A 19,816-nucleotide genomic window follows, 5' to 3' on the forward strand; every position below is an offset into this window, starting at 1 on the left:
GGGGCAGCAAGGAGCCGTTCATGAGCAACGACAAGCCGCAATTCGCGCCCTACGACGCCCCCTCGGGCGGCTGGGGCTCGGCGCGTTCTCTCGGCGACATCCTCACCCGCGCGGGCGTGCCGATCAGCGGCGCACTGGCGCTGACGCGGCAGAACAAGGTCGACGGCTTCCAATGCGTGAGCTGCGCCTGGATCAAGCCCGCCAAACCCCTGCCCTTCGAATTCTGCGAGAACGGCGCCAAGGCCACGGCCTGGGACATCACATCGCGCCGCTGCACGCCCGAGTTCTTCGCCAAGCACAGGGTGACGGAGCTGCTCGACTGGGACGAATACCAGTTGGAGCAGACCGGCCGCCTCACCCACCCGCTGCGCTACGACGCGGCCTCGGACCGCTACCTGCCGGTGTCCTGGGCGGCGGCCATCGCGGAGATCGGCCGTGAGCTGCGCGCCATCGAGGACCGCAAGAGCGCCGTCTTCTACTCGTCGGGCCGCACCGCCAACGAGACCAGCTACCTTTACGCGCTCTTCGCCCGGCTCTACGGCAACAACAACCTGCCCGACAGCTCCAACATGTGCCACGAGACGACCTCGGTGGCGCTGCCGCTGAGCATCGGGCAGGGCGTCGGCACGGTGGCGCTGGACGATTTCGCCAAGGCCGACTGCATCATGTTCTTCGGCCAGAACCCGGGCAGCAACTCGCCGCGGATGCTGCACCCGCTGCAGGAGGCGAGCCGGCGCGGCGTGCCGATCATCACCTTCAACCCGCTGCGCGAGCGGGGGCTCGAGCGCTTCACCAACCCCCAGTCCCCCGCCGAGATGCTCACCGGCGAGGAGACGCGGATCAGCTCGCGCTACAACCAGGTCAAGACGGGCGGCGACCTCGCCGCCTTGACGGGCATCTGCAAGGCCCTGGTCGACCTCGACGCGGCCGAAAAGGCGGCGGGCCGGCCTTCGGTGCTGGACGAAGACTTCATCGCGCGCGAGACCCACGGCTTCGCGGACTTCGTGGCGTGGCTCGGCCAGGAGGACTGGGACGAGATCGAGCGCCGCTCGGGCCTGCACCGCGGCGCGCTCGAGGCCACGGCCCACACCTATGCCAGGGCCAAGGCCACGATCGGCATCTACGGCATGGGGCTGACGCAGCACCGGGCCGGCGTCGAGACCGTGCGTCTGCTCGTCAACCTGCTGCTCATGAAGGGCAACATCGGGCGCGACGGGGCCGGCATCTGCCCGGTCCGCGGCCATTCCAACGTGCAGGGCCAGCGCACCGTCGGCATCACCGAGAAGCCCGAACTCGCCCCGCTCGACCGGCTCGCCGAGCAATACGGCTTCGAGCCGCCGCGCGAGAAGGGCTACGACACGGTCGAGGCCTGCGAAGCCATCCTCGACGGCAAGGTGAAGGCCTTCGTGATGCTGGGCGGCAACTTCGTCCGCGCCATCCCCGACCACAGCCGGATGGAGCCGGCCTGGCGCAAGATGCGCCTCACCGTCAACGTCGCCACCAAGCTCAACCGCAGCCACCTCGTCCACGGCGAGATCAGCTTCATCCTGCCCGTGGCGAGCCGCATCGAGGTCGACCGGGGCGCGGGGCCGTCCTCCCAGGCCCTGTCCATGGAGGACACGTCGGGCTGCATCCACGGCAACAAGGGCGTGCGCGCCCCCGCCTCGCCCTTCCTCATCAGCGAGCCGCGGCTCGTCTGCGAGATCGCCAAGGCCACGCTCGACCCCAACCCCAAGGTGCCGTGGGACCGTTGGGCTGCCGACTATGCCGAGATCCGCACCGCCATCGCCGAAACCTACCCGGACATCTTCCACGACTACGAGCGGCGGATGTGGGAGCCGGGCGGCTTCCAGCGCCCCTTGCCGGCCCGCAAGCGGGACTGGAAGACCGACACCGGCAAGGCCAATTTCGTGACCCCCAAGGGCCTCGTCGAGGACCTCGACATGCCGGAGGTCGGCCACGACTCCTTCCGGCTCATGACGCTGCGCAGCAACGACCAGTTCAACACGACGGTCTACGGCTACAGCGACCGCTTCCGCGGCATCAACGGCACCCGCCTGGTGGTGCTGATGAACCGCGCCGACATCGACCGGCTCGGCCTCAAGGTCGGCGAAACCGTGACGCTGAAGACGGTGTCCAAGGACGGCATCGACCGCGTCCGCCCCGGCCTGCTGGTGGTGGCGTACGACATCCCGGTGGGCTGCCTCGGCGGCTACTATCCCGAATGCAACGTCCTGCTGCCGATCTGGCACTATGCGGAAGGCAGCAAGACGCCGGCGGCGAAGTCGATCCCCGTGACGGTGCATCGGGACAGCGGACGGGCCGTGGTGCCCGCCATGGAGGCCGAACCAGCCTGAGACGCGTCTACGCTGCGGTGCGATAGCCGCATCGCACGGCGGGGCGTTTCCGGACTAAACGTCGGGCGACCTCGCGTCGAGCCCGTCGCGACCGCGGCGGACCTCGACGCGACTGCGGGTGACCGGGGCGTCGCGGCCTGTTGGACCAGGAGAGCCGGGATGGATCCAGGAAGACACGGGCGTCGGGGCCGCATCGGCCGAGGGTGGCGCATCCTGGGGCGGGTCGCCGCGGTCTCGGCGGCGGGCCTCGCCCTGTCGGGCTGCACCGGGATCCTGGCGCCCAGGGGACCGGTGGGGGGTGCCGAGCGCACGATCCTGTTCGACTCCATCGCCATCATGCTGGCCATCATCGTCCCGACCATGATCGGCACGCTGGCCTTCGCCTGGTGGTACCGGGAGTCGAACACCAAGGCGACGTACCGTCCCGACTGGGCCTATTCGGGCCGCATCGAACTCGTCGTCTGGTCGGTGCCGCTGCTCACCATCATCTTCCTCGGCGGCATCGCCTGGGTCGGCTCGCACGACCTCGACCCCGCCAAGCCCCTCGCCTCGGACAAGAAGCCCGTCGTGGTCCAGGTCGTGTCGCTCGACTGGAAATGGCTGTTCATCTACCCCGAGCAGCATATCGCCACCGTCAACCAGCTGGTGATCCCCGTCGGCACGCCGGTCGACTTCTCGCTGACCTCGTCGTCGGTGTGGAACTCCTTCTTCATCACGCAGCTCGGCAGCATGATCTACACCATGAAGGGCATGACGAGCCGCCTCAACCTGCAGGCCGATCACGAAGGCACGTATCACGGCCTGTCGACGCATTTCAGCGGCGACGGCTTCCCCGACATGCAGTTCGAGACCCGGGCCGTGTCGCCCGACGCCTTCCAGGCGTGGGTGGCCGAAGCACAGGGCGGCGGCGGACAGGGCGGCGGCGGGCAGACCCTCGACGACCGGCTCTACCGCGACCTCACCAAGCAGAGCGTGGCGGACGCGCCCAAGACCTACCACGCCGTCGCCGACGGCCTCTTCGAGCGGGTGGTGAGCGGCAAGCTGCCGCCCGGGCCCGGCCCGAACGCACCGACCGGCGGCACGCCACCGGATGTCACGCCCAAGGGAGGCACGATGTGATGCTCGGCAAGCTTTCTCTCTCCGCCCTGCCGCTCGACCAGCCGATCCCGCTCATCGCGGGCGCGGCCGTCGTGGTGGTGCTGCTCGGCGTGATCGGCTGGATCGTCTTCGCCGGCCACCTCCCCTACCTGTGGAAGGAGTGGATCACCTCGGTCGACCACAAGCGCATCGGCGTCATGTACGTGGTGCTCGGCCTCGTGATGCTCATCCGCGGCTTCTCCGACGTCGTTCTCATGCGCTCGCAGCAGGCGGTGGCCTACAAGTCGCCGGGTTTCCTGCCGCCCGAACACTACGACCAGATCTTCACCGCGCACGGGACGATCATGATCTTCTTCGGCGCCATGCCGTTCATCATCGGGTTGATGAACTTCGTCGTGCCGCTGCAGCTCGGCGTGCGCGACGTCGCCTTCCCGACCCTGAACTCCGTCAGCTTCTGGCTCACCGCCACCGGCGCCCTCCTGGTGAACATGTCGCTCGTCATCGGCGAGTTCGCCCGCACCGGCTGGTGGCCGTCCCCGCCGCTGAGCGAGGTGACCTACTCGCCCGGCGTCGGCGTCGACTATTACCTGTGGGCGATCCAGATCGCGGGCATCGGCACGCTGATGTCGGGCATCAACCTCACCACGACCATCCTCAAGATGCGCGCCCCCGGCATGAGCTACCTGCGCATGCCGATGTTCTGCTGGACGGCCCTCGCCTCGAACCTCCTCATCGTGGCGGCCTTCCCCATCCTCACCGCGACGCTCGCGATGCTGACGCTCGACCGCTACCTCGGCTTCCACTTCTTCACGGACGAGCGTGGCGGCAATTCCATGATGTTCATGAACCTGTTCTGGGCCTGGGGCCATCCCGAGGTCTACATCCTGGCCCTGCCGGGCTACGGCGTCTTCTCGGAGGTGATCTCGACCTTCTCGTCGAAGCCGCTCTTCGCCTACCGGTCGATGGTGGCCGCCACCATGGCGATCCTGGTGCTGTCCTTCATGGTCTGGCTCCACCACTTCTTCACCATGGGGCCGGGCGGCGACGTCAACGGCATCTTCGGCGTCACGTCGATGATCATCGCGGTGCCGACGGGGGTGAAGGTCTTCGACTGGATGTTCACCATGTACGGCGGCCGGGTCCGCTTCACGACGCCGATGCTGTGGTCGCTGGGCTTCGTCGTCACCTTCGTGGTGGGCGGCGCCACCGGCGTGCTGCTGGCCGTGCCCCCGGCCGACTTCGTGCTCCACAACAGCCTGTTTCTGGTGGCGCATTTCCACAACGTCATGGTGTCGGCCGTGATCTTCGCGGGCTTCGCCGGCTACGGCTACTGGTTCCCCAAGGCCTTCGGCTTCAAGCTGCACGAGGGTTGGGGCAAGGCGGCCTTCTGGTTCTCGGTCACGGGCTTCGTGGCGGTCTTCGCCCCGCTCTACGTCGTGGGCCTGCTCGGCATGACGCGGCGCATGCAGCACTACGACGTGCCCGAATGGCGGCCCTGGGTGCTGGCGGCCAGCGCGGGCGTGATCGTCATGGCGATCGGCGTCGTGTGCCAGATCGTCCAGCTCGTCGTCAGCATCCGTCGCCGCGAGGAGCTTCGCGACGTCACCGGCGACCCGTGGGATGGGCGCTCGCTGGAGTGGGCCACGGCCTCGCCCCCGCCCGCCTTCAACTTCGCGGTCCTGCCCGAAGTGCATGGCGAGGAAGCCTATTGGGGCGTCAAGCAGGCCGCCCGCGACCAGCGGCGCCTGCGCGAGGAGCCCTCCTACGAGGCGGTGGAGATGCCGCTGAACAGCGCGACCGGCGTCATCTGCGCCTTCTTCGCCACGCTGGTCGGCTTCGCCATGATCTGGCACATCTGGTGGATGGCCGGCCTGGGGCTGCTCGGCGCCTTCGCGACCTTCGTGATCTTCGCCTGGCGTGACCGGGTGGAATACGAGATCCCGGCCGAGACCGTGGCGCGCTTCGACCGGGCCAACCGGGCGACCCGCGCCGAGGCGCTGGCCTCGCTGCGCCGGAGGGCCGCATGAGCGACGCCACCGCCAACGCCCCGATCGCGCTGCGCCCGCGGCCCGATCCCAACCACCTCGGCCACACGGGCAACCGGGAAGGCTCCCGCGCGCCCGGCCGCGGCACCGGCGGCCCCGCCCCCAAGCGCATCGTGGTGGGCTACGGCTTCTGGGTCTTCATCCTCAGCGACATCATCATGTTCGCGGCCCTCTTCGCCGCCTATGCGGTGCTGCGGGGCGGGACCGCGGACGGCCCGTCCGGCCGGGACATCTTCGACCTCGACACGGTGGCGATCGAGACCGGCTGCCTGCTGCTGTCGAGCTTCGTGTGCGGGCTCGCCACCCTCGCCCTGTCGGCCCGCCGGGCGCTGCTGTTCCAGGCCGCCATGGCGGGGACCTTCCTGCTCGGCGCGGGGTTCCTGGCCCTCGAGATGCGGGAATTCGCCGGCCTGCTGGCCCGGGGCGACGGGCCGGACCGCAGCGCCTTCCTGTCGTCCTTCTTCACCCTGGTCGGCTGCCACGGCCTGCATGTCGCGGCCGGGCTCCTGTGGCTGCTGACCATGATGGCGCAGGTGCTCACCAAGGGGTTCCGGGCCGACATCCTGCGCCGGACCATGTGCTTCGCGCTGTTCTGGCACGCGCTCGACATCATCTGGGTCGCGGTGTTCACCATCGTCTACCTCATGGGAGTCCTGTGATGAGCGACACGGTTTCGCAGGACGAGGGCGGGGACCAGCGCCGGCATGCCGACACGGCACCGGGCGACGAGTTCGGCCAGGAGGACATCGGCGCCGGCCTGCGCGGCTATTCGATCGGGCTCGGCCTCGCGGCCCTGCTCACGGTGGCGTCCTTCGTGGTGCTGCGCACCCAGCTAGTCTGGGCGCCGGCCATCCCGCTCGCCCTCATCGTCTTCGCCATCGCCCAGATGGGCGTGCACCTCGTCTTCTTCCTCCACATCACGACCGGCCCCGACAACACCAACAACGTCATGGCGCTCGCCTTCGGCGTGCTCATCGTGGTTCTGGTGGTGGGAGGATCGGTGTGGATCATGGGCAACATGAACCGCAACATGATGCCCATGGGCCCGACGGCGCCGATGGAGTCGGGGATGCCCGGCCATTGACGGCCAGGGACGGCGCCGCCATCCGTCACCGACAACGCAAGGATCCCCGCGATGGTCGACAAATCCTACATGCTGGAAAAGCCGCCCGGCCCGTCGCCGGCAAAGCGCTACCTCGACCAGGTCGTGGTGCCCTTCGCCATGGACGTCGCCGGGGCCGGCGAGGTGGCGGTGCAGAACCTGTCGCAGCGCACCGGGGTGCGGCCGGCCGTGCTGGTCGGCGGCATGGCGGGCGGTGTCGCGCTCCTGGTGGTCCTGGCCGTACGCCGCGGGCGTCGCCCGGCCTTGGCGCACTGAGAAACCGAATGAAGGCCCTCCTCCCTGAAACCGAAGCGGACTCTCCTGGTGGCGTCGGGGGTGTTCCGGGCACGGTGCGACAGATCGACGGCCTTCGAGGCTCGAGCCCCCCAGGCCGTCTCCGCCGGTGTCAGTTCATCGCCGCGGCACGGCTCGACCCGCCGCGCATCCGCGCGATCGTGTCCTCGACGAGGGCGGCGACGCGCGCGTAGCGGTCCTGTTCCCAGGGCGCCAGCGCCTCCCACCGCCGCCCGTCGCACTCGCAGATGAGGCGGGCGGCCGTCGCCACCACGTCCCGCCACGCGGCGGTCCGATCCGTCAGCTCCCCGTCGATGCCGGCCATGACCCACCGTGCGCGATGCTCGTCCCCGGTCGCCGCCGGCCCGAAACGCGCCGCGACCCCGCGGCCCGGGGGCAACGGCGGAGCGCGGCTCCGCCGGGGACTTCGGGCCGTCGTGGCTGCGGAACGGGCGCCATCCGACCGCTGTTCCGGCCCGCCCGCCGCCGCCGGGCCAGCCCCGCGCCGGCGTCACGCCGCGTGGTGGACCCAGCCGAACGGGTCCGGCCCGGAGCCGCGCTGCATGTCGGTCAGGGTCCGGCGGAGCCGTTCCGTGATGCCCTGCGTGGCGCCGGAGCCCGGCATGATGAACTCACCCTCCGTCGTCCGCACGGTTCCGATCGGCGTGATGACGGCGGCGGTTCCGCAGGCGAAGACTTCGCGCAGGCGGCCGCTCGCCGCATCGGCGCGCCACTGGTCGATGGAATAGGGCTCCTGGCGGACCGTGATGCCCTCGCGCTGCGCCATGGCGATCAGCGAGTCCCGCGTGATGCCGGGCAGGATGGTGCCGAGCGGCGGCGTCACCAGGGTGCCGTCGTCCATGACGAAGAAGATGTTCATGCCGCCGAGTTCCTCGACCCAGCGGCGCTCCGCGGCATCGAGGAACACGACCTGCTCGCAGCCGTGCCGGGACGCCTCGGCCTGGGCGGCGAGGCTGGCGGCGTAGTTGCCGCCGCACTTCGCCTCGCCGGTGCCCCCCGGTGCCGCCCGCGTATAGTCCTGCGACACCCAGACCGTGACGGGCTTGGCCCCGCCCTTGAAGTAGGAACCGACCGGCGAAGCGATCACCATGTAGAGGTACTGTTTCGATGGCCGGACACCGAGGAACACCTCGCTGGCGAACATGAAGGGCCTGAGGTAGAGGCTGCCGCCCGCCACCGTCGGGATCCAGTCCCGGTCGACCCGGATCAGCTGCTGCAGCGAATCGACGAAGAGGTCGTTCGGCAGCGGCGGCATGGCCAGGCGTTCCGCCGACCGCGCGAAACGGAGCGCGTTCTGGTCCGGCCGGAACAGCGTGGCGCCGCCGTCCGGCGTGGCATAGGCCTTGAGGCCCTCGAAGATCTCCTGCGCGTAGTGCAGCACCGCCGACGCCGGATCCATGAGGACGGGGGCGCGTGCCTCGATCCGGGCGTCGTGCCAGCCTCGACCCTCGGTATAGTCGATCACCGCCATGTGGTCGGTGAAGACGCGGCCGAAGCCGGGGTCCCGCAACAGTTCGGCCCGCTGCTCGGCCGAAACCGGGGACGCGTGGGGCCGAACCGTGAAGGCCGTGCCGTCACGGGCGGGGTTGAGGTCTGGCATGGGACATTCCGTTCTGGGCTCGAGGGAGATCGCGCAGCCTCGCCGGGCGAGGAGCTTGCCTCGCCAAGCGAGGAGCTAGCCTCGCCAAGCGAGGAGCTAGCCTCGCCGGGCGAAGACCCTGCCTCGCCAAGCGAGGATCCTGCCTCGCCGAGCGAGGATCCTGCACGGACTTTTGCCCAGGCCGGCACGGCGAGGCAAGGCCGGCGTCGCCCCGGCCGGCGTTCGGCTCGGGGCTGCCCGTCCCCTGCCGCATGGCGGGGCCGCACCGGCCTCGCCATGCGGACCGCTCAGAAACTGTGGCGGACCGCTCAGAGCCTGTGGCGGGTTCGAAACCGTGCCCGAAGGCCCGCTGGGATCATCGGGGACTTTCGCCTCGCTTCCGGAGCGAAGCCCATTCGTTCACCCACACTCACGCCCGCGCGGCATCGGCGAAGAAGTCCGGCCCGCCGAAATTGCCGGACTTCAGCGCGAGGCTCAACCCGGCGTGCCGCGCGCCGACCGCCTCCAGCAGCGGCACCCCGGGCGCGATCTCGGGGCCGAGCGCGAAGGCCTGGAAGCCGAGGCGGTCGACCACGGCGCCCGACGTCTCGCCGCCCGCCACGACGAGGCGGGACAGGCCGTCGTCGGCCAGCGCCGCCGCGATCTCGGCGAGGGCCTGTTCCAGCCGCTCCGACACCGCGGCCGCGCCGAAGCGGGCCTGCAGGGCGGCGACCTCGGCGGGAGGGCGGCTCGTCGCCAGCAGCGCGGGGCCGGATGCCAGCCGCTGCCGCGCCCAGGCGAGGGCTTCGGCGGTGCCGCCCCCCGCCAGCAACGCGGCGACGTCGAGGTGCAGCACCGGCACGCCGGAGGCCTCGGCCCGGTCGATCTGGCCCAGCGTGGCGGCCGAGCAACTCCCCGCCAGCATCAGCGTGCCGGGCGTCCCGGCGTCCCGGCCCGGGCGCGGCGCCTCGGCCGGGCCGGCGCGCCCCTGCCCCGCCACGGCGCGCGCGAGGCCGAGCCCGAGGCCCGACGCGCCGGTGGACAGCGGGCCGGCGAGCGCGGCCCGGCCGAGGACGTCGAGGTGCCGGTCGAGCACCGCGTCGATGACGGCGCTGCCGCAGCCGTCCTCGGCCAACAGGGCCAGGCGCTCCAGCACGGCCTCCACGCCCGCCTCCACGGTTTCGAGCGCGACGAGGCCGACCGGACGCGTGCTCTGGCGGGCCAGCGTGCGGACGAGGCTCGAATCCCGCATCGGGTTCAGCGGATGGTCCTTGAGCGGGCTCTCGTCGAGCCGGTCGTCGCCGACGAAGAGGTGGCCGCGGTAGACGGTGCGGCGGTTGCGCGGGAAGGCCGGGCACACGAGCGGCACCGCGCCGGTGCGCGCCGCCAGCGCCTCCGTCACCGGCCCGATGTTGCCGGCGTCGGTCGAATCGAAGGTCGAGCAGACCTTGAACAGCACGTGGGGGGCGCCGCGTTCGCGCAACCAGGCGTCGGCGGCGCGCGACAAGGCCACGGCGCGCTCCGCCGGGACCGAGCGGCTCTTCAGCGCCACCACGACGGCGTCGACCTCCGGCAGGGCGAGGTCGCCGGGCGGCACGCCGATGGTCTGCACCACGCGCAGGCCCGCGCCCGCGAAGGTCCCGGCGAGGTCGGAGGCCCCCGTGTAGTCGTCGGCCACGGCGCCGAGCAGGAGGCTCACGGCGTGACCCCGAGGCCGGCCCGGTAGGGCGCGAACCAGCCGAGGCCGTCCTCCGTCCGGCCGCGCGGCCGGTACTCGCAACCGACGAAGCCGCCGTAGCCGAGCCGGTCGACGAGGTCGAACAGGTAGGGGAAGTTCAGCTCCTCGCCGTCGGGCTCGTTGCGCGAGGGCACGCTGGCGATCTGGATGTGGCCGACGATCGGCATGGCGGCCTCGAGCCGCCGGGTCACGTCGCCGTGCAGGATCTGGCAATGGTAGAGGTCGAACTGCAGCTTCAGGTTCGGCAGCGCGAGGTCGCGCACCAGCGCCGCCGCCTCGTCGAAGTCGACGAGGTGATAGCCCGGGTTGTCGCGCGTGTTCAGCGGCTCCAGCACCAGCGTGACGCCGAGGTCGGCGAGGCGGCCCGCCGTCCAGGCGACGGCGTCGCGGAAGGCCGCCGCATGGGGTGCCGAGCGGTCGGTCTTGCCCGCCATGAGGTGGACGCAGGGCGTGCCGGTCGCCCGGATGTAGGGCACGGCCTCCGCGAACTTGGCGCGCATCTCGTCGCGGCGCTCCGGCAGGGCCCCGAGCCCGCGCTCGCCCGCCGCCCAGTCGCCGGGCGGCAGGTTGAACAGGGCCTGGGCGAGCCCGTTGGCGCGCAGGCGCTCCGCCACGGCCTCCGCCGGATGGTCGTAGGGGAACAGGAACTCCACCGCCTCGAAGCCCGCGCGGGCCGCCGCCGCGAACCGGTCGAGGAAGGGCAGTTCGGTGAACATCAGGGTGAGGTTTGCGGCGAAGCGCGGCATGGGATCAGTCCTGTCCGGGGAGGTCGAGGCCGGCGATCCGGCCGTAGAGCCGGGCCACGGAGGCATCGTCGTCGCGGCCCATGCCGGCCGCGGCCGTCATGAGGAACATCTGCAGGGCGGCGCCCGCCACCGGCACCGGGAAGCGGCTCGCCCGCGCCATGTCGACCACGATGCCGAGGTCCTTGACGAAGATCTCGACGGCGCTCTTCGGCGCATAGTCGCCCTCGAGGATGTGGGGCACGCGGTTCTCGAACATCCAGGAATTGCCGGCCGATCGGGTGATGACGTCGAAGACGCGGCCGAGGTCGAGCCCTTCGCGCTTGGCGAAGGCCATGGCCTCGCAGGCCGCCGCGATGTGGACGCCGGCGAGCAGCTGGTTCACCATCTTGAAGGCCGCCCCCTGCCCCGCCGTGTCGCCGAGCCGGTACAGCGTGCCCGTCATGGCGGCGAGGGCGGGCTCGGCCCGGGCGAAGGCCGCGGCGCTGCCCGAGGCCAGCATGGTCAGGGAGCCCTCGGCGGCGCGCGCCGCGCCCCCGCTCATCGGGGCGTCGAGATAGTGGCGGCCGCTCGCCTCCAGCCGCGCCGCGAGGCTCCGGGCCCGGTCCGGCGCCATGGTGGCGCAGGACACGAAGACGGCGTCCGGCGCCATGGCGTCGGCGCAGCCGTCCGGTCCGAACAGCACCGCCTCGGTCTGGTCGGCGTTGACCACCACCGCCACCACCACGGCGGCATCCCGCGCCGCGTCGGCCGGGCTGGCGGCGGCCCGCCCGCCCTCGGCCGCGAGGCTCTCCGCCACGCCCGGCGCGGGGTCGTAGCCCGCCACCGCGAAGCCGGCGCGCAGCAGCGACTGCGCCATGCCGTGGCCCATGGACCCCAGGCCGATCACGGCCGTCGTGCCCGCCATCCCGTCTCCAGCCATGATCGTCGATCCCATGAACCGCCGCCGAAACCACCGGGCCGGCCGGTTGCCGCCCCCGGATGATAGCGCTATCATCGAACATCGGCCGGGGGTCGTCTCCTGTCAACGCCGTTTCCACGTCGCCGGAGCCTTCCATGCGCGAGTCCGACATCCGCGATGCCGTCTGCCGCTACGGCCGGTCGCTGTTCGAACGCGGCCTGACGCCCGGGTCCTCCGGCAACATCAGCGTCCGCCTCGAGGACGGGCGGCTGCTGATGACGCCGACCGACGCGTCGCTGGGGTCCCTCGATCCCGCGCGCCTGTCGCTGATGGACGCCGAAGGCCGGCTCCTGTCCGGCGACAAGCCCACCAAGGAGGGGCCGCTGCACCGCGCCCTCTACGAGACGCGGCAGGGCGCGGGCGCCGTGGTCCACCTCCACTCGACCCATTCGGTGGCGGTCTCGATGCTGCCGGAGGTCGCGCCCGGATCCGTGCTGCCACCGCTGACCGCCTATTACGTGATGCGGGTCGGCGACACCGCCCTGGTGCCCTACCACCGCCCCGGCGACCCCGCGGTCGCCGACGCCATCCGGGGGCTCGCCGGCCGCTACGCCTCGGTGCTGCTCGCCAACCACGGTCCCGTGATGGCGGGCGACACGCTGACGGCGGCCGTCAACGCCATCGAGGAGCTGGAGGAGACGGCGAAGCTCTACCTCCTGCTGCGCGGCCTCAACCCGCGCCTCCTGTCCCCCGCGCAGGTGGCGGAGCTCGGGCGGGCCTTCGGCGGCCCGCCGGCGGAGCACCGCCACCCCGGGGCGTGAGCGCCGTCAGCCCTGCGGCACCTCGCGGCGCCAATTGTGGGCTTCGCGGAAGCCCAGCATCTCCCGAGCCTTGCGGTTCGACATCAGGCCCTCGAACTCGCCGAGTTCGCCCCGCACCGGCACGCCCGGATAGTAGCGCTTCAGCAGCTCGGCGGTCGGCAGGTCGGACGAGGTGTGGTCGTTGACGGCGTTGAAGATTTGGAAGCCCAGGCCGTCCGTCTCGATGCCGAGCCGGATGATCTGGCCGAGGTCGCGCGCGTCGATGTAGCTCCAGGCGATGCGCTTGCGGAAATCGGGCTTGGCGAAGAAGCCGGGGAAGAGCTTGTACTCGTCGGGCTCGACCACGTTGCCGATGCGGATCGCGTAGACGTCGGCCCCGGTGCGGCCGGCGAAGGCCTGGGCGGTCTTCTCGTTGCAGACCTTCGACATGGCATAGCTGTCGCGCGGATCGACCGGGTAGGTCTCGTCCAGGGGGAAGTATTCAGGATCGCGATGGCCGTGGTTGAACACGAGGCCGTAGGTCGTCTCGGAGGACGCGATGATGACCTTGCGGATGCCGAGCTTGAGGGCCGCCTCGATGACGTTGTAGGTGCCCATCGTGTTGATGCGGAACACCTCGTTGTCGGGCACCAGCATGATGCGGGGGATGGCGGCGAAATGCACCACCGCGTCGACCGGCTGGGGCGACAGGTCGGCGTCGAACTCGTGCAGCCCCATGTAGCTCGACAGGGCATTGAAGACCTGCCCGCTGTCGTTGATGTCCGTCACGAGGGTGCGGACCTTGGGGTTGTCGAGCGGCTTGGTGTCGAGGTTGAGCACCTGGTAGCCGTGGTCGACCAGGTGCTGGACCACGTGGCGGCCCGCCTTGCCGCTGCCGCCCGTGAACATCACGCGTTTCATGTCGAGGACCCTTCTGTCGTCATGGGATCCGGGCCGCCCGCGCGGCGGGCGGCCCGGTCGGATTCGACCCGTCAGAACTTGTACTGGTCGATGTTGGAAGCGTCGAAGATCAAGGGCTCGCTGAACACGATGACCTTGTCCTTGACCTCGTAGGTGCCGAGGCCCGGCGCCGTGAACGTGTCGTTGTCCTTCAAGGCGCCGTTCGCCGCCAGGCGGGCCACATACATGACGAGCTGGCCTTCCTTGACCTCGTCCCAGAGCGGCGTCTCCTTGATGACGCCGCTCTTGACGTATTGGCGCACCGCGTCGGGGTTGCTGGCCCCCGTGGTGAACACCTTGCCGGTCTTGCCGAGCTTCTCGATGGCGGCGGCGGCCCCCACCACCGCGGCCCCGTCGGGGGCGATGATGCCGGTCACGTCGGGGTGGGCCTGCAGGATGTTCAGCCCCGCCGTCAGGGACTGCGACGGGCTCGACTGGCCGTATTCGGTGGCGACGATCTCCACCTTCGGGTAGGTGGCGGCGAGGTAGGTCTTCACGGCGCCGATCCATTCGTTCTGGATGGTGGCGTCCGGCGTCGACGACAGGATCGCGATCTTGGCGTTCGGGCCGGCGTATTTGATCACCGATTCCACCAAGGCCTTGCCGAAGGCCGGATAGGCGGTGTTCTGGATGAAGAAGTCCCGGGCGGCGGGCGCGACGTCGCTGTCGTAGGCCACGACCTTGATGCCGGCCTTCATGGCGCGCATCAGCGAGGGGGCGAGCTGCGTCGGGTTGTTGGACGTGGTGGTGATGACGTCGAACTTGCGGGCGATGAGGCTGTTGAAGGCGTCGACCTGACCCTGCGCCGAGGCCGTCACCGGGCCGGTGTACAGGAAATCGATGTTGAGCTTGGCGGCTTCCGCCTTGGCGCCGTCCTCGTTGGCCTTGAACACCGACAGGCCGACCAGCTTCGGCACCATGGCGACCTTGATGCGCTTGGCGGTGTCGGGCGTGCCGGACTCGGCCGCGACCAGCGGCGACGCCGACAGGGCGAGGACGAGGGCGAGGGCGGCTCCGCCCAGCGATACGCGATGGCTTCTCATGACGTGGTCTCCTCCCGGGAGGTCCGATGGGATGGTCCGCGCGGCCCGCCGTCTCAGCTCGGGTTCGCGCGCGGTGGCTCGGGGCGTCGGATCATCGCCCAGATCTGGTTGGCCAGCCCCGTGCCGCGCCTGTTGAACAGGTTCTTGACGGCGATGGAGGCCAGCAGGATGGCGCCGGTCAGCATGGTGGTGACCATGTCGGAGAAGCCGGCGATCAGCATGCCCTGGCGCAGGAAGCCGAGCACCAGCACCGACACCACGACCCCGGCCACCGTGCCTTCGCCACCGAAGATGCTCACGCCGCCCAGCACCACCATGGTGATGGCGGTGAGCAGCAGGACGTCGCCCATGTCGGGCCGCACGGCGTCGTAATAGGAGGCCAGCACCAGTCCGGCGAGGCTCGCCATGGCGCCGGAGACCGCGTAGGCCGTCACCAGGACGCGCCCGGTGCGGATGCCGGAATAGCGCGCCGCGTCCGGACTGTAGCCCACCATCACCAGCACCCGGCCGAAGGGGCTGCGGGCGACCAGCGCCGAGAACAGGACGGCGAAGGCGGCGAACACGACGAGCTGGATCGGCACGAGGCCGGCCAGGGATGCCGGCAGGACGCCGTCGACGGTGCCGGTGCCGAGGGCCGTGAAGCCGCCCGGGAAGCCCGACGGCGGCTCGGCGCCGGCCGCCGCGACGGCGGCGCTGCCGTAGAGGAAGCTGGTGCCCAGCGTGGCGATGAGCGGTTCGATGCCGAGCCGCAGGATCACGCCGGCATTGACGAGGCCGAGCACCCCGCCGAGCGCGACCCCGACGGCGGCCGCCGCCCAGATGTCGACGCCGAAGCGGCTCCACAGCTGCGCCGCCAGCACGGCCGACAGGCTCGCCACGGCGCCGACCGACAGGTCGATGCCGCCCGTGAGGATCACGAGGCTCAGCCCCAGCGCCACGAGGCCGAAGGGCAGGAAGTTCTCCGTCAGGCCGAGCAGCGAGGCCGGGCCCGTGTAGAAGCCGGGCGCGGCCGCGCCGAAGCCGACCACGACGGCGGCGAGCAGCCCCGTCAAAGCCAGCTCCCAGCCCCCGACGGGGAGGCGACGGCGGTTGCGGGGCGTGACGGCGTTGGCGTTGGCGGGCGCGCGCATGTCCATCGTCATGCCGTCCCGCCGGCGCGGCGCGTGCCGCCCCGGACCGCGACCAGGATCATCAGCCCCTCGCCGGCCGAGTACCAGATGGGCGGGACCTGCAGGAAGACGAGCGCCGTCAACACCGTGCTGAGGAACAGGCTCGCCAGCACGGTGCCGACCACGTTGGCCCGGCCGCCGGCGATGAGGGTGCCGCCCACGAGCGCCACCGCGATGGACTGCAGTTCCACGTGGTCGCCCGTGCCGGTCGTCACGGTGGCGGAGCCCGTGTAGCAGACGAAGACCAGGCCGCTGAAACAGGCCAGCAGGCCGGACAGCGCATAGACCTGGATGCGGATGGCGGTGACGCGCAGGCCGGCGTTGTAGGCGGCGGCGGCGTTGTTGCCGACCGCCAGCACGGCCCGGCCGAAGCGCGAATGGTTCAGGGCGAACCAGCAGGCGGCCGTCACCAGCACCAGCACGAGCACCGGGGTGGGCACCGGCAGGCCGAGCGGGCCGGCGTTGCCGAAAGCCGCATAGGCGGGCGGCACCTGGTCGACCTGCGTGCCGTCCGAGTACAGGAAGGTCAGGCCGCCGAAGAGGCTGTAGGTGCCCAGCGTGGTGATGATGGGCGGGATGTTCAGCGCCGCGACGAGCACGCCGTTGAGCGTGCCGAGCGCGAGCCCGAGGGCCAGCGCGATGCCGACCGCGCCCCAGAGCGGCAGACCATGGCTTTGCGCCAGCAGGCCGCAGACCATCGCCGACAATCCCATCAGGGGCGCCACCGACAGGTCGATGCCCCGCATGGCGATGACGAGCGTCTGGCCGAGCGCCACGATGGACAGCACCACCGAGTTCAGCGCCACGAAGCGGAGGTTCTCGAAGGTGAGGAAGCCCGGGTTGACCAGGCCGACGACGCCGGCCGAGGCGGCCGTGACGGCGACCAGGACCAGCTCCCGCCGCTCCCGCCAGCTTGGCCGCGAGGCGGCGGGGGACCGCGCTGCCGCGGCGCTCATGCCGCGACCCCGCCCGAGGGCGCCGCCGCCGTGAGGTAGGAGCGGGCCACGGCGGCGGGCGTGATGCCGGCGCCGGAAAGCTCCGCGACGATGCGGCCCTCGTAGACCGACAGGATGCGGTCGCAGAGCCGCACCAGCTCCTCGCTTTCCGACGAGATGACGAGCAGCGCCATGCCGTCGCGGGCCATGGCGTCGATCATCTCGTAGATCTCCTCCTTGGCGCCGACGTCGACGCCCCGGGTGGGCTCGTCCAGGATCGCGACGCGGGGCCCGGTGGTCATCCACTTGGCGAAGACGACCTTCTGCTGGTTGCCGCCGGACAGCTCGCGCAGGGTCTGGTCGAGGCCCGCGCAGCGCACGCGGAAGTCGCGGACGGCGGAGGCCGAAATGCGCGTCTCGTCGCGGGCGCTGAGCAGCCCGGCGCGGCGGCGTACGCGCTCGAGCAGGCCGGAGGTGACGTTCTCGGTGATGGTCATGGGGAGCACGGCCCCGTGGCGGGCCCTGTCCTCGGGCACGTAGACGAGCCCCTTGCGGATCATGGCGTGGCAGTCGAGGCCCGTGACGGTCTCGCCGCCGAGCCGGACCTCCCCGGCCGCGGCGGGGCGGATGCCGAAGACGGTCTCGGCGATCTCGGTCCTGCCGGCGCCGACGAGTCCGGCGAGGCCGAGGACCTCGCCGCGGCGCAGGCTGAAGCCGACGTCGTGGAAGCGCGCCCCGTCGGACAGGCCGCGGACCTCCAGGGCGACCTCGTCGCGGGCATTCGAGACGGACCGGCGCGGCACGGCCTTCATGGGCCGGCCGACCATCTGCGACAGCAGGCGGGTGCGGTCGAAGGACGGGCGGTCGACGACGTCGACCAGCAGGCCGTCGCGCAGCACCGCGACCTCGTCGCTGATCTCCAGCACCTCGTCCATGCGGTGGCTGATGAAGCTCAGCGTGCAGCCGTCGGCCCGGAGCCGCCGGATGATGGAGAACAGGTGCTCGACCTCGTGCGACGTGAGGGGGCTGGTGGGCTCGTCGAAGAGGATGATGCGGCAGCCCCGCAGCAGCGCCTTGGCGCATTCCACCTGCTGCTGCTGGGCGATGCTGAGCGTGCGGGCGGGCCGGTCGACCGCGATGGGGAGCTCGAGCGCGTCCAGCGCCGCCCGCGCACGGGCGCGCATCGCCGTCCAGTCCACCCGCCCGAGCGGGCCGCGGCGGGTCGGCAGGGCGCCGACGAACATGGTCTCGGCCACGCTGAGCTCCGGCAGCAGCGCGGGCTCCTGCGGGACGAGGTAGATGCCCCTGGCGTGGGCGGCGGACGGCGAGGCCAGGGCGAGGGGGGCGCCGTCGAGGCTCAGCGTGCCCCCCGACGGCGGGACCTGGCCGGCGAGGATCTTGAACAGCGTGGATTTGCCGGCGCCGTTCTCGCCCATGATGGTGACCATGCGGCCGGGCTTCAGGTCGAGGCTGACGCCCTTCAGCACCTGCACGGTGCCGTAGCTCTTCCGGATGCCCTGGGCCGCGTAGAGGCCCGGCATCGTCGAATCGGCGTCGCGCTCCGCGCTCCGCGCTCATCTGATCGCCCTCCCCGGCATGGTCGCGGCCGTTCCGGCTCCTTCCACGCCCGGACGTTAGGTCAGATCCATTGATTGCGCAATCATGATCTCGCAATCATCGCCCGGCGCCGCCGGCCGGTCCCGCCGCGGTTTGGTGCCGCCGCGGTTTCGTGCTTTGCTTTCGCCATGAGAACGATGCCGGCGACGTCCGGCCAGCGAGATGGCCCGGGCGCGGCGACCCTGAAGCATGTGGCGGCGCGCGCCGGCGTGTCGCCCATCACGGTGTCGCGCGCGCTGAACAAACCCGCGATGGTGTCGGCGGACCTGCGGGACCGGGTGCGGCGCGCCGTGGACGAGCTCGGCTACGTGCAGAACCGCGTGGCGGGCGCGCTGGCGTCGGCCGAGTCGCGCGTCATCCCGGTCGTGGTGCCGTCGCTGTCGAACGCCGTCTTCGTCGAAACCATCCAGGGCATCCAGGAGGTGGTGCAGCGCGCCGGCTTCCAGCTGCTGCTCGGCAACACCGAATACGACCTCGACCGGGAGCACGGCTGGATCGCGACGTTCCTGGGCTGGTCCCCGCCCGGGCTCATCGTGGCGGGCACGCGCCACCAGCCGCGCACCCGCGCGCTGCTGGAGCGATGGGGCCGGCCGGTGGTGGAGATCATGGAGGTGGGCTCGCGGTCCATCGACATGAACGTGGGCCTGTCGCATGCGGCCGCCGGCGCCGCCATGGCGCGCCACCTCCTGGCGCGGGGCCACGCCGACATCCTGTTCGCCGGCTGCCGGCTGGACCAGGACTACCGGGCCGGCCAGCGCTTCCGCGGCTTCGACCGCGCGCTCGCCGAATGCGGCGCGGCGCGGCGGCGGCCCCTGACGCGCGACGTGCCGTCGAGCCCGGCGCTCGGCGGCGACATGCTGGTCGCGGCGCTGCGCCTCGACCCGCCGCCCCGCGCGATCTTCTACGCCAACGACGACCTCGCGGTCGGCGCGATCCTGCGGGCGCAGCGGGACGGCATCGCGGTGCCGGACCGGGTCGCCATCGCGGGGTTCAACGGCCTCGACATCTCCGGCCTCGTGACGCCGGGCCTGACCACGATCGCGTCGCCGCGCCTCGCCATCGGCCGCATCGGGGCCGAGAAGCTCCTCGGCGCCATCGCGCGGGACACGCCCGGGCCCCGGCGCGTCGACGTCGGCTTCGAACTGGTGGTGCGCGGCAGCACCTGAGGGCGTCGCGTCCCGGGCCGGCGACGAGCCGGCCGGGCCTCGAGCGCTTTCGCCTTCGGCGAATGCGCTCCGACTTCGAATCGACAACAGTTTCATCGGCTTGGGGTCGCCAAGGCGACTCGGAGAAAGCCGATACCGCTCTAGCTGTGAGCTTTCCATAGGTTGTCCATCCGATCCGAACCGAGGAAGCTGAGGTTGCGACGCTTCAGCCCCAAGGGAGGGACCGGATGAACATCCACAAGAATGCC

18 protein-coding genes are annotated in these 19,816 nt (G+C 71.2%); 8 read left to right on the forward strand and 10 right to left on the reverse strand.

What is annotated here, in order from left to right:
• Positions 1-20: 20 nt before the first annotated feature.
• From D3272_RS21905 to D3272_RS21930, 6 genes are all read left to right on the forward strand, one after another.
• Entirely contained in the window at positions 21-2,357 is a 2,337-nt protein-coding gene (locus tag D3272_RS21905) for an FdhF/YdeP family oxidoreductase (RefSeq protein ID WP_129221341.1), read from the forward strand.
• A gap of 159 nt (positions 2,358-2,516) precedes the next feature.
• A complete protein-coding gene (cyoA, locus tag D3272_RS21910) occupies positions 2,517-3,476 on the forward strand; it encodes a ubiquinol oxidase subunit II (protein ID WP_129221342.1) in 960 nt (319 codons plus the stop codon).
• A complete protein-coding gene (locus D3272_RS21915; protein ID WP_129221366.1) occupies positions 3,476-5,482 on the forward strand; it encodes a cbb3-type cytochrome c oxidase subunit I in 2,007 nt (668 codons plus the stop codon). Before cyoA ends, D3272_RS21915 begins: the two co-directional genes overlap by 1 nt.
• Entirely contained in the window at positions 5,479-6,159 is a 681-nt protein-coding gene (gene cyoC / locus D3272_RS21920; protein ID WP_129221343.1) for a cytochrome o ubiquinol oxidase subunit III, read from the forward strand. Before D3272_RS21915 ends, cyoC begins: the two co-directional genes overlap by 4 nt.
• Positions 6,159-6,584, forward strand: coding sequence for a cytochrome o ubiquinol oxidase subunit IV (gene cyoD / locus D3272_RS21925; RefSeq protein WP_129221344.1), 426 nt, complete (start codon positions 6,159-6,161; stop codon positions 6,582-6,584). The genes cyoC and cyoD overlap by 1 nt, the downstream gene beginning before the upstream one ends.
• A gap of 51 nt (positions 6,585-6,635) precedes the next feature.
• Positions 6,636-6,878 carry a hypothetical protein gene (locus D3272_RS21930; protein ID WP_129221345.1) on the forward strand — a complete coding sequence of 81 codons (243 nt, stop codon included), beginning with the start codon at positions 6,636-6,638 and terminating at the stop codon, positions 6,876-6,878.
• A gap of 130 nt (positions 6,879-7,008) precedes the next feature.
• Here D3272_RS21930 and D3272_RS21935 read toward each other — a convergent pair whose 3' ends face one another.
• The 5 genes from D3272_RS21935 to ltnD form a co-directional block, all read right to left on the reverse strand.
• Positions 7,009-7,221: a hypothetical protein gene (locus D3272_RS21935; protein WP_129221346.1), complete on the reverse strand. Its 213-nt coding sequence runs from the start codon at positions 7,219-7,221 to the stop codon at positions 7,009-7,011.
• A 186-nt stretch (positions 7,222-7,407) separates the two neighbouring features.
• Entirely contained in the window at positions 7,408-8,517 is a 1,110-nt protein-coding gene (locus D3272_RS21940; RefSeq protein ID WP_129221347.1) for a branched-chain amino acid aminotransferase, read from the reverse strand.
• Between the two features lie 409 nt (positions 8,518-8,926).
• A complete protein-coding gene (gene otnK / locus D3272_RS21945; protein WP_129221348.1) occupies positions 8,927-10,195 on the reverse strand; it encodes a 3-oxo-tetronate kinase in 1,269 nt (422 codons plus the stop codon).
• Complete coding sequence (otnI, locus tag D3272_RS21950; protein ID WP_129221349.1) at positions 10,192-10,980, reverse strand: 2-oxo-tetronate isomerase; 789 nt, start codon at positions 10,978-10,980, stop codon at positions 10,192-10,194. The genes otnK and otnI overlap by 4 nt, the downstream gene beginning before the upstream one ends.
• Before the next feature lie 4 nt (positions 10,981-10,984).
• A complete protein-coding gene (ltnD, locus tag D3272_RS21955; RefSeq protein WP_207210283.1) occupies positions 10,985-11,884 on the reverse strand; it encodes an L-threonate dehydrogenase in 900 nt (299 codons plus the stop codon).
• Between the two features lie 149 nt (positions 11,885-12,033).
• On the opposite strand from ltnD, the gene otnC reads away from it, so the two are divergent.
• Entirely contained in the window at positions 12,034-12,699 is a 666-nt protein-coding gene (gene otnC / locus D3272_RS21960) for a 3-oxo-tetronate 4-phosphate decarboxylase (protein WP_129221351.1), read from the forward strand.
• Between the two features lie 6 nt (positions 12,700-12,705).
• On the opposite strand, the gene D3272_RS21965 is transcribed toward otnC, so the two are convergent.
• The 5 genes from D3272_RS21965 to D3272_RS21985 form a co-directional block, all read right to left on the reverse strand.
• On the reverse strand, positions 12,706-13,599 hold the full coding sequence (locus tag D3272_RS21965; protein ID WP_129221352.1) for an NAD-dependent epimerase/dehydratase family protein: 894 nt from the start codon (positions 13,597-13,599) through the stop codon (positions 12,706-12,708).
• 71 nt (positions 13,600-13,670) lie between these two features.
• A complete protein-coding gene (locus D3272_RS21970) occupies positions 13,671-14,681 on the reverse strand; it encodes a substrate-binding domain-containing protein (protein WP_129221353.1) in 1,011 nt (336 codons plus the stop codon).
• Between the two features lie 53 nt (positions 14,682-14,734).
• Positions 14,735-15,817 carry an ABC transporter permease gene (locus D3272_RS21975; RefSeq protein WP_165361468.1) on the reverse strand — a complete coding sequence of 361 codons (1,083 nt, stop codon included), beginning with the start codon at positions 15,815-15,817 and terminating at the stop codon, positions 14,735-14,737.
• Between the two features lie 2 nt (positions 15,818-15,819).
• Positions 15,820-16,806 (reverse strand): ABC transporter permease, encoded by a 987-nt coding sequence (locus tag D3272_RS21980; protein WP_129221355.1) that lies wholly within the window; start codon positions 16,804-16,806, stop codon positions 15,820-15,822.
• The gene (locus D3272_RS21985) at positions 16,803-18,326 is read right to left on the reverse strand and encodes a sugar ABC transporter ATP-binding protein (RefSeq protein WP_129221356.1); all 1,524 of its coding nucleotides are present in this window, start codon (positions 18,324-18,326) and stop codon (positions 16,803-16,805) included. Before D3272_RS21985 ends, D3272_RS21980 begins: the two co-directional genes overlap by 4 nt.
• A gap of 213 nt (positions 18,327-18,539) precedes the next feature.
• Here D3272_RS21985 and D3272_RS21990 point away from each other — a divergent pair, with 213 nt between their 5' ends.
• Complete coding sequence (locus D3272_RS21990) at positions 18,540-19,568, forward strand: LacI family DNA-binding transcriptional regulator (protein ID WP_207210284.1); 1,029 nt, start codon at positions 18,540-18,542, stop codon at positions 19,566-19,568.
• The last annotated feature ends 248 nt before the right edge of the window (positions 19,569-19,816 follow it).

Origin of the sequence: Lichenibacterium ramalinae, from assembly GCF_004137085.1 — a bacterium.
Classification (GTDB): domain Bacteria; phylum Pseudomonadota; class Alphaproteobacteria; order Rhizobiales; family Beijerinckiaceae; genus Lichenihabitans; species Lichenihabitans ramalinae.

Excerpts from the sequence above, each read along its gene's own strand:
- otnC (WP_129221351.1), top strand. The coding sequence starts at position 12,034 with ATGCGCGAGTCCGACATCCGCGATGCCGTCTGCCGCTACGGCCGGTCG.
- D3272_RS21940 (WP_129221347.1), bottom strand. The coding sequence starts at position 8,517 with ATGCCAGACCTCAACCCCGCCCGTGACGGCACGGCCTTCACGGTTCGG.
- D3272_RS21905 (WP_129221341.1), top strand. The coding sequence starts at position 21 with ATGAGCAACGACAAGCCGCAATTCGCGCCCTACGACGCCCCCTCGGGC.
- D3272_RS21935 (WP_129221346.1), bottom strand. The coding sequence starts at position 7,221 with ATGGCCGGCATCGACGGGGAGCTGACGGATCGGACCGCCGCGTGGCGG.
- D3272_RS21975 (WP_165361468.1), bottom strand. The coding sequence starts at position 15,817 with ATGGACATGCGCGCGCCCGCCAACGCCAACGCCGTCACGCCCCGCAAC.
- cyoC (WP_129221343.1), top strand. The coding sequence starts at position 5,479 with ATGAGCGACGCCACCGCCAACGCCCCGATCGCGCTGCGCCCGCGGCCC.
- D3272_RS21980 (WP_129221355.1), bottom strand. The coding sequence starts at position 16,806 with ATGAGCGCCGCGGCAGCGCGGTCCCCCGCCGCCTCGCGGCCAAGCTGG.
- ltnD (WP_207210283.1), bottom strand. The coding sequence starts at position 11,884 with ATGGCGGGCACGACGGCCGTGATCGGCCTGGGGTCCATGGGCCACGGC.
- cyoD (WP_129221344.1), top strand. The coding sequence starts at position 6,159 with ATGAGCGACACGGTTTCGCAGGACGAGGGCGGGGACCAGCGCCGGCAT.
- D3272_RS21915 (WP_129221366.1), top strand. The coding sequence starts at position 3,476 with ATGCTCGGCAAGCTTTCTCTCTCCGCCCTGCCGCTCGACCAGCCGATC.
- D3272_RS21990 (WP_207210284.1), top strand. The coding sequence starts at position 18,540 with ATGCCGGCGACGTCCGGCCAGCGAGATGGCCCGGGCGCGGCGACCCTG.
- D3272_RS21965 (WP_129221352.1), bottom strand. The coding sequence starts at position 13,599 with ATGAAACGCGTGATGTTCACGGGCGGCAGCGGCAAGGCGGGCCGCCAC.
- D3272_RS21930 (WP_129221345.1), top strand. The coding sequence starts at position 6,636 with ATGGTCGACAAATCCTACATGCTGGAAAAGCCGCCCGGCCCGTCGCCG.
- D3272_RS21985 (WP_129221356.1), bottom strand. The coding sequence starts at position 18,326 with ATGCCGGGCCTCTACGCGGCCCAGGGCATCCGGAAGAGCTACGGCACC.
- D3272_RS21970 (WP_129221353.1), bottom strand. The coding sequence starts at position 14,681 with ATGAGAAGCCATCGCGTATCGCTGGGCGGAGCCGCCCTCGCCCTCGTC.
- cyoA (WP_129221342.1), top strand. The coding sequence starts at position 2,517 with ATGGATCCAGGAAGACACGGGCGTCGGGGCCGCATCGGCCGAGGGTGG.
- otnI (WP_129221349.1), bottom strand. The coding sequence starts at position 10,980 with ATGCCGCGCTTCGCCGCAAACCTCACCCTGATGTTCACCGAACTGCCC.